The following is a 12400-nucleotide window of genomic DNA, read 5'->3' as shown; positions in this document are numbered from 1 at the left end:
TGCTTGTCGCGCCGCCCGTCCCACAGCGTACGCGGCGCTCCGCGACGGACATCGGCGGGGCGTGCGCATCGGGACAACGAACAAAAAAGCAGCCGTCGACGGTCGGTCGACGGCTGCTTGTGATTTGTCGTCCTGTTGACGAACCGGGAGAGCGCCCCGCGTCGGGATCTCAATCCCACTCCTCGTCTTCATCATCGTCTTCTTCGAGGCCGAGGTCGTCGTCGTCCTCGTCGTCGTCCTCGTAGTCATAGTCCTCGTCTTCTTCGTCGTCCTCTTCTTCGTCGTCGTCCTCGTCGTCGACTTCCTCCCACTCGTCCTCTTCGAGGTCGTCCTCTTCGGCTTCCTCGGCTTCTTCTTCGTCGTCGTCTTCGTACTCGTATTCCTCGTCTTCGGCGTCTTCGTCTTCGTACTCGTACTCTTCGCCGACGTCGTCGCCGTCCTCTTCTTCTTCGTCGTCTTCGTACTCGTAGTCATCGTCGTCGTCTTCGGCGACGATCGCGGGGGCGCCGACGGCGAGCCATTCGCGCCGGTCTTCCTCTTCGCGCGAGGCGGTCATGTCAAACGCAGTCGTCAATTGAGCTTGCACGCTACAACTCCTTCGCCAACTCAGGCGCACTCGATCGCGCCCGTCGCGATGAGGCTGGCGCCGGCGTCCGAACGGCCGGCGGTCGTTCGAGTTTGATCGATCGGGGGCAGGTCTTCCAAGCGGCGCAGGCCGAAAACTTGCAAAAAATTCCGCGTCGTTCCGTACAGAAACGGCCGCCCTAACTCATCGGCTCGCCCGACGATACGCAATAAATCCCGTTCCATCAACAATCGCAACAATTCCCCGCACTGGACCCCGCGAATCGCTTCGATCTCGGCCCGGGTCGCGGGTTGTCGATAGGCGACCGCTGCCAGCGTTTCCAAGGCCGCCGGGCTCAGCCGGGCGTCCTCCGGGCCCCCCAGCAGCCGTCCCAGCCAATCGGCCAGCCGCGGCTGGGTCAGCAATTGCCAGCCGCCGGCGATTTCCACCGGCTGCATCGCCGCCCCCCGCCGCCGCAACCGCTCGGCCAACTGGCCCACCAGCGTGCGGGCCCTCGTTCCATCGGCAACGCCGGCAAGTTCCGCCAGTTTTCTTGTCGTGAGCGGCTCGCGACTCAGGAACAGCGCCGCCTCGACTCGCGCCAGTTCCGGTCCCGGTTCCGGGGAGCCCTCGTCCGCGGCACGCGATGTGCCTTGCGACCGCCGCCTTCGCTTTTTGCGACACGCGGGACGCGTCCAGCCGGCCGGCCAACCGAATCGCTCGGCGCCGGGCGAGCCCCATCGGCGAGGCGAGAACTTACCTTGCATAGATCCGGCCCTTGCGGCCCCGCGGGACCGCGGGACCGATGTCGGCAGTCCTGTTGAGCGGCGCTGCGAACAGGGCAGCCCGAACTAACGCGTGAACTGTCCCCCGCTCCGCGCCAGCCGCCACGCGGAGACCTCGCCGAGCACTTGCTCGACCGACGCCAACGGTGTCGGGGCGATCGCCTCGAACTGCCGGGCCTGGTCCATGCTGCCGGCCAACGGGGCCGCACAGCGGAACCGATACAGATCGCCGCGGGAACCCCACCGGGCCAGTTCGTACTCGCCGATCCCCAGCTTCACCAACTGGTCCAACAGCGGCTGCGCGGCCGGCCCCGAACTCGGCGCCGGCCGCGCAGCCGCAACCTGTGCGGGCTCGACGCCAAACAGCGGCGGCGCGGTCGAGTCGCTCTGCGCCGCGAACGGTTCGCCAGCGTCGATCCTCGGCCCCGCAACGTCGCGCTGCGACGACTGCGGCAGGTGGTTGGCAAGGAACCCCTTCGCGGCGCCGAGCGCTTGATCGACGTAGCGCCGGGTCTCCGGCGGCAGCGGCCCGTACTTGTCCCAGGCAGCGACCCCGCCCCCGACGGCGGCCAACATGACGACGGCTTTGAACGTGGTTCCCATGCGATGGCTCGATGCTCCCGGACGACTCGAAAACTGGCGGGGGCGGATCATACGCAGCGGCAATTGCTAGCGGCAACCCCAGTCGCCTTGCGCGCCTCCGTCCCCCGTTATACTGGGGGGCATGCAGGGACCGATCAATCTCGACCACAATGCGACCACCCCCGTGCTGCCGGCCGTGGCCGCGGCGATGCACGAGGCCCAGTTGCGGTTTCCCGGCAACCCGGCCAGCCAGCACGCCCTCGGCCGTGACGCCCGCCGGGCCGTGGAAGACGCCCGGCGGCGGATCGGCGAGCTCGTGGGCGCCCGCGTCGCGGGGATGGACGCCGACCGGGTCGTGTTCACCAGCGGGGGAACCGAGGCGAACAACCTCGCCCTGCGGGGGCTCTTGGGGGGCGCTCTCCGAGCCGCCGATCGAGGCGCCGACGCGAACGACCTGGACCTGCTCGTCTCGGCGATCGAGCACCCCAGCATCGCCGCCGCGGCCGACGCCCTGGCCGCCGAGGGGCGATCGGTCGCTCGGATCGGCGTCGACGCGACCGGCGTCGTTCGGCTGGAGCATCTCGAGCAGTTGCTCGACCGGGGCCCCCGGCTGGCGAGCGTCATGCTCGCCAACAACGAGACCGGGGTCGTCCAGCCCGTGGCCGCGGCGGCGGCGTTGTGCCGCGGCCGCGGGGTTCTGTTCCACACCGACGCGGTCCAGGCGGTCGGCAAGATCGCGGTCGATTTCGCCGCGCTGGGGGTCGACGCCCTGGGAATCGCCCCCCACAAGTTCCACGGCCCGCGCGGCATCGGGGCGCTGGTCGTCCGGCACGGCGTCAAGCTCGCCCCGCAGCTTTTCGGCGGCTTTCAGCAGGGGGGCGAACGTCCGGGAACCGAGTCGCCGGCGCTGGTGCTCGGCATGCTCGAGGCGTTGGAGTCGTGGCATGCCGAGGCGCAGGCCCGTCGCGAACGGCTGGCCGCCCTCGGCGCCACGCTGGTGGAATCGCTTCAGTCGTCGCTCGACGGAATGACGATCGTCGGCGCCGCGGCCGAGCGGGCGCCCCACACGCTCTGCGTCGCTTTCGCGGGGGTGGACCGGCAGGCGCTGGTGCTCGCGCTCGACATGGCGGGGGTCGCCTGCTCGACGGGCTCGGCATGCGCAAGCGGGTCCAGCGAACCGTCCCCGGTGTTGGTCGCGATGGGGCTTCCCGAGGGGGTGATTTCCAGCGCGATTCGGCTCAGTTGGGGGGCCGCGACCGAGCCCGCCGAAATGGTCGAGGCGGCTCGCCGCATCTCGTTGTGCGTCAATCGGTTACGGCGTCGCTAAACCGGGCTTTTTTTGCCGCTCGCCGCTAACGACCGGCCCCCGAATCGGGTATCATGCACCGCTTGATTTGCCGCCGGCGGACTCAGCCCCTCTGCGCTGATACCGCCGAGGCCCCGAGGACGTCCCAGCGGAGCCCTCGCTCCCGATGAGCGTCCGCCCCGTCTCCGCTGCTGCGTGGTCGCTCTCCCCTGTTAGTTCAGCCTTCGTTGGACGGACCCTGCGCGTGATCGACGCCGCGTTTCCCATCGAACTCCCTGCCTCGCCCGGCGAACCCGGCGCGAGCAGTTGCATCGTCGGGCCGGAGAACGAACTGCTGGCGCCGGCGCTCGTGCGCCTCTTGGCGCCGGAGCCGCTTCCCGCGGCGGCCGAGGGGTTCAATCCGCTCGTGCTCACGGGGCCCTCAGGCGCGGGGAAGACGCTCGTCGTCCAGGCCGCCGCGCGGCACTTCGCCCGCTGCTACGGGGTCGAGCGGGCGCACTACTTCACCGCCGCCGACTTCTGCCGCGACCTGCACGAAGCGGGCGCCGACGGCCGCAGCGGCGAGTGGCTCGCCCGCTTGCGTCGCACGGCGCTGCTGGTGGTCGAGGGGCTTGATCGGCTGCGCCCCCGTCACCCCGCCCAGTGGGAATTGCGGGCTCTGGTCGATGCAATCGTCGCCGTCGGGGGGTGCGTCGTGGCGACCGCCCGGCAACCGCTCGCCTGTCTGCCGCAGTTGGAGCCGGGGTTGCGCGACCGGCTCGCCGCGGGACTGACGATTGGGCTCAATTGGCCGGGCGAGTCGGCCCGCCGCGCGATTCTGGCCGGCGAAGCGGCCCGTCGCGGCCTGCGACTCCCCGCCGAGACGCTCGACCAGCTCGCCCGCAAGCACGACGGCCCCGCGACGAAGGCGCTCGGGGCGCTCGCCCGGCTCGATGCGACCCCCATGGCCCGGCTCGCCGACAACGGCGAGTCGCACGCCCTCGTCGCCGCCGGCGCCCCGTCGCTCAAGCAGATCGTCGCCGTGGCGTGCCGGTATTTCCGCATCACGCAAACAGCGCTGGCGAGCCCCTCGCGACGCAAGTCGCTGGTCCACGCCCGTTGCGTCGTCGCGTACTTGGCCCGGCGACTGACCGAGTGCAGCTACGCCGAAATCGGCCGGGCCCTGGGAGGCCGCGACCACACGACGATCATCCATGCCGAGAGCCGAATCCAAGACCTGCTGGTTCACGACGCTGCGACGGCCGAAGCGATCGATCACCTGGGGCGAATCCTGCAATCCGCGTAATCGAGTTCGACCAAGCCGCCTGAACCGACCGTCAGCCAACTTCGAAATTCAATCGCCCCTGGGGATAACTTGTTGACTGCTTGTCGCCAACTGCCGCCGACTTGTCGGGTTTCGACGACGTGCCTCGCTTGCCGTCGTCCAGACGCCGGTTGTCGACGCTCGCGCAACAGCTTGGCGACAGGTTCTCGCCCGGTTTTCCCCAACGTCGACAAATCGGCGCCTCTCGGCAAATCCCGAGGCAAATCCATCTGAGCCGGCGGTTGTCGACTCGATTCGGCCCCGCTCTATAACTGCTGTTACCTAGAAGACATGTGTCGGGAAGAAGCCTGACGGCTTCCGTTGTCCGCAGCGAAGGAAAGACCAACTCCCCATGAAAATCTCTTGCGATCGCGAGCAGTTGCTCCAAGCGTTCCAAACGGCCGCCGCAGTGGCGCCGGCGCGCAGCCCCAAGCCGATCCTGCAGAACGTCAAACTCGAAGCGACCCGCGAGGGAACGACTCTCACGGCGACCGACCTGGAGGTCGGCATTCGCCACGCGGTGCAAGGGGTCGAGGTGCACGCCCCCGGGGCGATCGTGCTGTCGGTCACGCGGTTCGGCAGCATCCTCCGGGAAAGCGCCGACGAAACGCTGCAGATCGAATCGGAAGGGGGCAACACGACCATTCGCGGCCAGCGGAGCCAGTTCAGTCTGCCGGCCGAGAACCCGGGCGACTTCCCCCCCGTGGCCGAATTCACCGCCGAGGCGTACTTCGAGATCCCCGCGCGGCTGTTGCGGGAACTGATCCGCCGCACCGCGTTCGCCACCGACAACGAAAGCAGCCGGTACGCCCTGGGCGGGGTGAAGCTGGAGGCGACCGACGGCGTGCTCACGGCGATCGGCACCGACGGCCGAAGACTTGCCAAGATGTCCGGCCCGGTGGGCGTGCACGGGGGCGCTGACATGGGCCCGACCACGATCGTGCCGACCCGAGCGATGAACCTCATCGAACGCGCCGTCGCTCCGTCCGACGCCGAGGTGCAACTGGCGGTCCGCGGCAACGAGTTTCTGGTGAAGAGCGCCCGGGCGACGATTTCGGCCCGGCTGCTGGAAGGTCGGTTTCCCGACTGGCGGCGGGTGTTTCCCGAACTCGGGTCGGGCCATCGGATCGAACTGTCGGTCGGCCCTACGCATGCGGCCGTTCGCCAAGCGGCGATCGTCACCAGCGAGGAGAGCCGCGGAGTCGACTTCGCCTTCGGCGACGGCATGCTCGTCCTGTCGGGTCGTGCGGCCGAGGTGGGCGAGTCGCGGGTCGAATTGCCGATCGGCTACGACGGCGCTCCGATCGTCACGACGCTCGATCCCAAGTTTGCGATCGATTTCCTCAAAGTTCTCGACGCCGAGAAGACGTTCACGCTCGAAATGAAAGACTCCGACGCAGCGGCGGTTTGCACGACCGACGACGGCTACGGTTACGTGATCATGCCGTTGGCGCGAGATCGGTAGACGAGCGAGATCGGAATCGCCGCGGGCCGGCGCCCCGTCGCTCACTTACGCAATGGGCTTGTTGTCATGAATCCGCTCGACGGTCATCCCGACGACGTCGCCGACGTGGCGAAGCGACGGGAGTCGCATGGACGCTGGTTTCGGCAACAACAGCCCAAGGCGCTCAAGAACGTGCTCGCCCAGGTCATGCAGCGTCGCGGTTACGCCCAAATTCGCACGGCCGCGGCGTGCACCGAGGCGTGGCGGGCCGCGGTCGGGGAACGGTTCGCCCCGTTGACCGAACCGGGCGCCGTGAAACGAGGGACGCTCGAGGTGATCGTCGCGAGCTCGCTCTTGATGCAAGAACTCGGCTTCGAAAAGGAACGCCTGCTCGCCGCCCTGCAAGCGGCCCTTCCCGATTCCGGGATCAAAAACCTGAAATTCAAGGTCGGCCGCGTGGGACCGACGGCAACGTGATTCACGCTCCTCAGACGCTCTCGTGCTGAGGCGCACAGGACGGACGCAGATCGATCTGCGTTTGGCTCGCTCTTTGTCAGTTTAACTCACTCCGTTTCTTTTCTTTGCGGCTCAGCGCCTGGGCGCGAGACGCATGGAACCTAGCAAGCAGACAATGTCCGAAGAACAAGCGAAGAAAAAGCCCTCCGGCAATGAAGAGTACGGGGCGAGCGATCTCGAACACCTCTCCGACTTGGAGCATGTGCGCGAACGTCCCAGCATGTACATCGGCGACACGACCGCCCGGGGCTTGCATCACCTCGTCTACGAGGTCGTCGACAACTCGATCGACGAGGCGATGGCCGGCTACGCGACGCAGGTCGTCGTCGAGGTCAACGCCGACGGTTCGGTCACCGTCGAGGACGACGGCCGCGGCATCCCGGTCGAGAAGCACGAGCAACTCTCCGAGCAGATGGACCGCGAGGTCTCGACCCTGGAAGGGGTGATGACCGTCCTGAAATTCGGCGGCAAGTTCAGCAAAGGCGCCTACCAGACCTCCGGCGGATTGCACGGGGTCGGCGTCACGGTCGTCAACTTCCTGAGCGAGTGGTGCGAGGTCGAGGTCAGCCGTGCGGGGCACGCATATCACCAAGAATACGCCCGCGGCGTGCCGACCAGCGAAGTCCGCCGCATCGGCGCCAGCGATCGCCGCGGCACGAAAACCACCTTCAAACCCGACCCGCAGATCTTCCAGGCCACCAAATTCGTCTACGGCACGCTGGTCAAACGGCTGCAGGAACTGGCGTTTCTGAACCGCGGCGTGAAAATCACGATCCGCGACGCCCGTAACGGCGAAAGCGAGACCTTTCAGTACGAGCAAGGGATCATCGAGTACGTCACGTGGCTCAACCGGGCGAGCGAACCGGTCCACCCCGACGTGCTGTACATGGAGGCCGAGCAAGAGGGCGTCACACTGGAGATCGCCCTGCAGTACTCGGGCGAGTACACCGAAAACTGCCACACGTACGTCAACAACATCAACACCCACGAGGGAGGAACCCACCTGTCGGGGTTCCGCTCCGCGCTGACCCGCTCGCTGAACAACTACGGCAAAAAGGAAAACTTGTTCAAGGACCTCGTCCCCTCGGGCGACGACGTTCGCGAAGGGCTCACCGCGGTCATCAGCGTGCGGGTGCCCCATCCGCAGTTCGAGGGGCAGACCAAGACCAAGCTCGGCAACAGCGAGGTCGAGGGGATCGTCAACAGCCTGTTCGGCGAATTCCTGGCGAAGTATCTCGAAGAAAATCCCAAAAACGCCAAGGCGATGGTCAAAAAGGGCCTGCTCGCGGCCGAGGCGCGCGAGAGCGCCCGCAAGGCCCGGCAACTGGTCCGCGATCGCAAGGGCGCCCTCTCCAGCGGCGGGCTCCCCGGCAAGCTCCGCGACTGCTCCAGCAAAGACGTCGACAAGTGCGAGCTCTACCTCGTGGAAGGCGACTCGGCCGGCGGCAGCGCCGAAGGGGGCCGGCTGCGCGAGTACCAGGCGATCCTCCCCCTCCGGGGCAAGATCATCAACGCCTACAAATCGCGCGAGGACAAGGTGCTCGCCAACGAGGAGGTCCGCAGCATGATCTCGGCCGTCGGCACGGGCATCGGCGCCGACCAGGATCTCAGCAAGCGCCGCTACGGCCGCGTCATCATCATGACCGACGCCGACGTCGACGGCTCGCACATCCGCACGTTGCTGCTCACGTTCTTCTACCGGCAGATGTACGACCTCGTGAAAGGGGGGCACGTCTACGTCGCCCAGCCGCCGCTGTTCCGGGTCGTCAACAAGAAGCAGACCTACTACGTCCAGACCGACGAGGAGATGAAGACCCAACTGCTCGACATGGGCCTGGGGGACTGCATCTTTGACCCTCGCAACGGCGAACTGATCGAGGGCGAACGGATGACCAAGCTCGTCCGCACGCTGGCGGCCATGGAAGAGGCCCTGCTGGCGCTCGAGCGCCGCGGCATCAGCCTGCGGATCCACGCCGAGCGGCAAGACCCTGTCACGGGCAAGCTGCCCGCGTACCACGTCATGCTCGGGCTCGAAGACCATTGGTTCGTCGGTCGCGAGCAGCTCGACGAGTTCGTCAAGGCGAAGGAACAGGAACTGGGCCACGAACTGCGCGTCGACGCCGGGGTCGGTCTGGACCGCTCTCCCGCCCAGACGCCCGACGACGAGACGACCCCCGCCGCGGACGGCGCGGCGCCCCCCTCCGCCGAGATCGTCAACGGCGCGGCGGCGCCGCGGCTGCGGATTATCGAGCTGCACGAGGTCCGCACGATCAACACCCTGCTGGGGGACTTGGCCGCCCAAGGGTTCAGCATCGAGTCGCTCATTCCCCAGGAGCGCACCGGCGAAGAGGGGAGCCGCTACGCGGTGCGCCGCGGCGAGAGCGAGTCGGGGCTCGAAGACCTGCGCGGCCTCCCCGCCGCGATCCGCGAGGCGGGCCAGAAGGGGCTCACGATCACCCGCTTCAAGGGCCTGGGCGAAATGAACGCCGAGGAACTCCGCGAAACGACCCTCGACCCGGCCAACCGCACCCTGCTGCAAGTGCGCATGGAAGACGCCGCCGGGGCCGACGAACTGTTCCGCGTGCTGATGGGCGACAACGTCGAACCGCGGCGCGAGTTCATCCAGAAGCACGCGCTGGATGTGAAGAATTTGGACGTGTAGACGGGCGAACTTACAGCACAAGCAGACCCGGTGCTTGCGGCACTCACTCACTTCACGATCGACGATGACTTAACAGTCCTGAACACGATTATTACTAGACTGAATCAACTACAAGACAGATAGGTGTCTGCCATGCGTTCACTTGCAGCGGCCGCAATAATAGTTGCATCGTGTTCGGCAAGTCTCGCTCAGGATGCGAGCGTTGATGTTCTGGTGAGTCAGGCCGAAGAACCTATTCAGGAACAATTGCAACTTGTCGCCGAAGCAATGGCCCCGTCGAATCCATCTTTGCGGGAACGGGTTGCGAGCCTACACGATGCAATCGCCGATAAGAATGAAATCGTAAAGCAGATAGCCATTTACGCGGCGGCCCCCGGCGAAGGGCAGCCGCTCATCGCGTTGGGACTTCTTCAAACGCTCGAAATACCGCCAAGCGTGGTGATTCGCATGCTTGCTCCGTATCTTGATGCCGAGAACAAAAACCTTCGCTCATTTGTTCGCGACTGGTTTCAAGGTCACGACAACGCCGGGCCCACCAGTTCGCAAAACGGGCCGGTGAACTACGGGGACTATTTCGAGTACGTTCGCGAGCGAACGGTTGCAAACCAAAACGTCCCGACCCCGTTCGTTGAATACATGTTCGAGCGGTCGCCAGGAGAGGCCTTGTTGATATTCAACAAGGCCGACAACCTTGACGGCTCAGGCCGTCCAGGTAGAGCACGGCCGCGAGACGATGTTACACTCGCCGAGCATGTTGTTAGCAACGCACTTTGGTTCAAGCAGCACCGCTATGAAGAACGATTCCAGGCGGCATTGCCAGACGCAAAGAATGAGCTAAGCAAGCTAGGCTCGCACGAACACTGGTGGGTGCGGTTATATGTTGTCCAAATCATGCGGCGACACCCTGAATTCCGCGAGCCTGTCGTCTTGGCTAGGCTTGCGTCGGACGGATACGCCCCCGTCAGCGAGATTGCGAAGTCCCTGAGATAGGGAAATGCCGCCGGAATACTGGAGACCGGTTTTCGCCCCCAAGATACTGGGGGCGATCACGGTGGGCCTAGCGGCGGTTTCCGGATCAGCCACGTTTTCGGTTCCTGGACGTACTCCAGCTAGCGGGCTTGCCCCGTAGCCTCCCGAAGTGTTCGCAGAAATTGAGCCGGGCCTTCGCAGAGTACGAAGGCGCCGGACCGCGCGTTGCGATCGCCGGCGAGGCCCGCGGCGGGTTTTGCTCGTCGCGGGGAGTTTTGCTTGCAGAATGGGCGCCCGCCGGCCATGTGGTTTCGCGGCAACTCGTTGGCGTGCATGCAGTTAGAACAATCCAACCGCATCCCCGCCGGGAGTTTTTGCTCCGAATTTTCAGTGGTTTTGCACCTCGCGCGGCGAGGCGTCAGCGGCGCTGCAGCGCGTCAGCTCTTGTACACCTTGTGGCTCGGCCTTCCGGCGAGGATTTGTTCCTTGCCCCAGTTGGTGACGGCGCGGAAGGCGTCGCTGGTGACGAAGTCGCGGAACGCTTGTTCGTCGTTCCATTCGCTGGTGATCAGGTAGCTGGCGCCGTTGGCGACGTCTTTCCACAGCGTCGAGCTGGCGTGCCCGGGGGCGGCGTTCAGGGCGTCGATGACCGCGGCGAACTTCTCCTCGAAGTCGGCCTGCTTGCCCTCGATGACGACGTAATTCATGCCGACGGTGATCATGCAATGCGGGGGGTTAGGGGCGAGTGGCCGGAAGTCAGAGGGGGGGACGGCGAGGCGACAGGTCGCGGTCGGTCGCCGGCAGTGCGCTAGCTCTGCCAGCGTCCCGGGCTCGGACCGCTCGCCGCTCCGCCCTCGCTAGCCCGCTATCTTAGCCTTTCTGTTCACGCCGTCGACGCGCGTTTGCCGATTGGGAAAGATGTGCCGAGCGGTCGCGACGCGGGGACGAGGGTCCGCGCGGGGCGAGCCTCTTGGCCGCTGGTCTCGATGTCTCTTCCGGTTTGCGGCGAAAGCGGGCTGAATATGACGAAGCGATGGGCGACCTGCGGGGCGATGTGCGTCGCGGCGGCGGTCCTGGCCAGCGGGCCGACGGCGGCGCGAGCCCAGACCTCGGGCGCGGCGGCTGCGGCGGGGGTTTCGCCCGTCACGCACGCCCCCCGACCCGGCGCCTATCAGCGACTCAGCGGCGCCAGCAACCCGGCGCTGGATTATTTCAGCCGCGGCCGAGCGCAGTATCGTCCCGCCCCCAAAGCGGGATCAGTCGCCCCCGCCGCGTCCCAAGCGGTGCAAACCGCCCCGGCGAGCAAGCCGTTCACCGACTATCGCGCGGGTTCCAACCTGAGCCCCTATCTGGCCCTCGACATCCAGGAGAGCAGCGTCGGCCTTCCCAGCTATTACGCCTTCGTCCAGCCGCAGCTCGAGCAGCAGCGGTTCGCCCAAAGGCAGCAGATGCAGAACCAGCGCACCCAGCAGCAGTTGCGCAGCGCCACGGCCGCGGGGGCGATCAACCGCGGCGTGAACGGCGGGCTCCCCACGACGGGGCACAGCACGCAGTACTTCAACATGGGCGGGTATTACCCGACGACGACCAAGTAGCGCCTTGGTCGCGCCCCTTTCTTGGCCGAGGTGACCCGGTTCACCGAACGGCGGGCCGGCCGACCCCGCAACCGGCCGCGGCGCGGTAAGCTTGGTCCGCGTCGGGAGAATCGCCGCCGCGGCGCGGCGCCCCGGGCGCGAGATCCAAGGAGTCGCCGCCATGGTTGTTCGCACGCTGCGCGCCGCTGGACTGGCCTGCGCGCTGATCGCCGTCGCACGTCCCGGGGCCTGCGGCGCCGAGCCCGGCTCTGAACCCCGATCCGAGCAAACCGCGCGCTTTGTGGCGCTCGAGAAATCGCTCAGCGGCGTGGCGCTCGTCGGCTTCTCGACCGACAGCAACAAGCCCCCCCGCGAGCTGCGCGACGACCGGTACGAACTGGTGCTGGTGAAGCACCTGCAGGGGGACGACTGGCTGGTGCAATCGCGGTTCAGCTACGGGGGAAAGGACCTCGTGCTGCCGCTGACTTTGCCGATCCGCTGGGCGGGGGACACGCCGGTCATCTCGCTCGACAAGTTCGCGGTGCCGGGGCTGGGGACGTTCGACGCCCGGGTGATGATCTACCAGGGTCACTACGCCGGCTACTGGGCGGGCGCCGGCCACGCGGGGCACCTGTTCGGCGCGGTAAAGCGACTGGACGCCGAGGGGGACTCGCAGTAACCGCCGCCCCGGATC

Annotated in this window: 12 protein-coding genes; 8 read left to right on the top strand and 4 right to left on the bottom strand. The window is 66.6% G+C overall.

Going from position 1 to position 12400, the window contains the following annotated elements:
- Nucleotides 1-169: 169 nt before the first annotated feature.
- From KF688_08155 to KF688_08145, 3 genes are all read right to left on the bottom strand, one after another.
- Entirely contained in the window at nt 170-586 is a 417-nt protein-coding gene (locus tag KF688_08155; GenBank protein MBX3425636.1) for a hypothetical protein, read from the bottom strand.
- A gap of 20 nt (nt 587-606) precedes the next feature.
- Nucleotides 607-1332, bottom strand: coding sequence for an SMC-Scp complex subunit ScpB (gene scpB, locus KF688_08150; protein MBX3425635.1), 726 nt, complete (start codon nt 1330-1332; stop codon nt 607-609).
- Nucleotides 1333-1416: 84 nt separating this feature from the next.
- On the bottom strand, nt 1417-1953 hold the full coding sequence (locus KF688_08145) for a hypothetical protein (GenBank protein MBX3425634.1): 537 nt from the start codon (nt 1951-1953) through the stop codon (nt 1417-1419).
- Nucleotides 1954-2074: 121 nt separating this feature from the next.
- Between KF688_08145 and KF688_08140 the strand changes: the two genes are divergently transcribed.
- From KF688_08140 to KF688_08115, 6 genes are all read left to right on the top strand, one after another.
- Entirely contained in the window at nt 2075-3259 is a 1185-nt protein-coding gene (locus KF688_08140; GenBank protein MBX3425633.1) for a cysteine desulfurase, read from the top strand.
- 145 nt (nt 3260-3404) lie between these two features.
- Entirely contained in the window at nt 3405-4523 is a 1119-nt protein-coding gene (locus tag KF688_08135; protein MBX3425632.1) for an ATP-binding protein, read from the top strand.
- 370 nt (nt 4524-4893) lie between these two features.
- Nucleotides 4894-6006: a DNA polymerase III subunit beta gene (dnaN, locus tag KF688_08130; protein MBX3425631.1), complete on the top strand. Its 1113-nt coding sequence runs from the start codon at nt 4894-4896 to the stop codon at nt 6004-6006.
- A gap of 66 nt (nt 6007-6072) precedes the next feature.
- Nucleotides 6073-6462: a DUF721 domain-containing protein gene (locus KF688_08125; GenBank protein MBX3425630.1), complete on the top strand. Its 390-nt coding sequence runs from the start codon at nt 6073-6075 to the stop codon at nt 6460-6462.
- 154 nt (nt 6463-6616) lie between these two features.
- Nucleotides 6617-9163 carry a DNA gyrase subunit B gene (locus KF688_08120; protein ID MBX3425629.1) on the top strand — a complete coding sequence of 849 codons (2547 nt, stop codon included), beginning with the start codon at nt 6617-6619 and terminating at the stop codon, nt 9161-9163.
- 132 nt (nt 9164-9295) lie between these two features.
- Nucleotides 9296-10153 (top strand): hypothetical protein, encoded by an 858-nt coding sequence (locus tag KF688_08115; protein ID MBX3425628.1) that lies wholly within the window; start codon nt 9296-9298, stop codon nt 10151-10153.
- A gap of 416 nt (nt 10154-10569) precedes the next feature.
- On the opposite strand, the gene KF688_08110 is transcribed toward KF688_08115, so the two are convergent.
- The gene (locus KF688_08110; protein MBX3425627.1) at nt 10570-10854 is read right to left on the bottom strand and encodes an antibiotic biosynthesis monooxygenase; all 285 of its coding nucleotides are present in this window, start codon (nt 10852-10854) and stop codon (nt 10570-10572) included.
- 264 nt (nt 10855-11118) lie between these two features.
- Between KF688_08110 and KF688_08105 the strand changes: the two genes are divergently transcribed.
- Nucleotides 11119-11727, top strand: a complete 609-nt coding sequence (locus KF688_08105) for a hypothetical protein (protein ID MBX3425626.1) — start codon at nt 11119-11121, stop codon at nt 11725-11727.
- 160 nt (nt 11728-11887) lie between these two features.
- Nucleotides 11888-12385 carry a hypothetical protein gene (locus KF688_08100; GenBank protein ID MBX3425625.1) on the top strand — a complete coding sequence of 166 codons (498 nt, stop codon included), beginning with the start codon at nt 11888-11890 and terminating at the stop codon, nt 12383-12385.
- Nucleotides 12386-12400 lie beyond the last annotated feature (15 nt).

The sequence above is a fragment of the Pirellulales bacterium genome, from assembly GCA_019636345.1.
Lineage (GTDB): Bacteria > Planctomycetota > Planctomycetia > Pirellulales > Lacipirellulaceae.
The sequence above is the reverse complement of the archived record's forward strand: the minus strand, read 5'-3'. Positions and strand labels throughout refer to the sequence as shown.

Bases quoted from the DNA above. Each gene is read 5' to 3' on its own strand.
- scpB (MBX3425635.1), bottom strand. From the start codon at position 1,332: ATGCAAGGTAAGTTCTCGCCTCGCCGATGGGGCTCGCCCGGCGCCGAG.
- KF688_08100 (MBX3425625.1), top strand. From the start codon at position 11,888: ATGGTTGTTCGCACGCTGCGCGCCGCTGGACTGGCCTGCGCGCTGATC.
- KF688_08145 (MBX3425634.1), bottom strand. From the start codon at position 1,953: ATGGGAACCACGTTCAAAGCCGTCGTCATGTTGGCCGCCGTCGGGGGC.
- KF688_08120 (MBX3425629.1), top strand. From the start codon at position 6,617: ATGTCCGAAGAACAAGCGAAGAAAAAGCCCTCCGGCAATGAAGAGTAC.
- KF688_08110 (MBX3425627.1), bottom strand. From the start codon at position 10,854: ATGATCACCGTCGGCATGAATTACGTCGTCATCGAGGGCAAGCAGGCC.
- KF688_08115 (MBX3425628.1), top strand. From the start codon at position 9,296: ATGCGTTCACTTGCAGCGGCCGCAATAATAGTTGCATCGTGTTCGGCA.
- KF688_08140 (MBX3425633.1), top strand. From the start codon at position 2,075: ATGCAGGGACCGATCAATCTCGACCACAATGCGACCACCCCCGTGCTG.
- KF688_08125 (MBX3425630.1), top strand. From the start codon at position 6,073: ATGAATCCGCTCGACGGTCATCCCGACGACGTCGCCGACGTGGCGAAG.
- dnaN (MBX3425631.1), top strand. From the start codon at position 4,894: ATGAAAATCTCTTGCGATCGCGAGCAGTTGCTCCAAGCGTTCCAAACG.
- KF688_08105 (MBX3425626.1), top strand. From the start codon at position 11,119: ATGTCTCTTCCGGTTTGCGGCGAAAGCGGGCTGAATATGACGAAGCGA.
- KF688_08135 (MBX3425632.1), top strand. From the start codon at position 3,405: ATGAGCGTCCGCCCCGTCTCCGCTGCTGCGTGGTCGCTCTCCCCTGTT.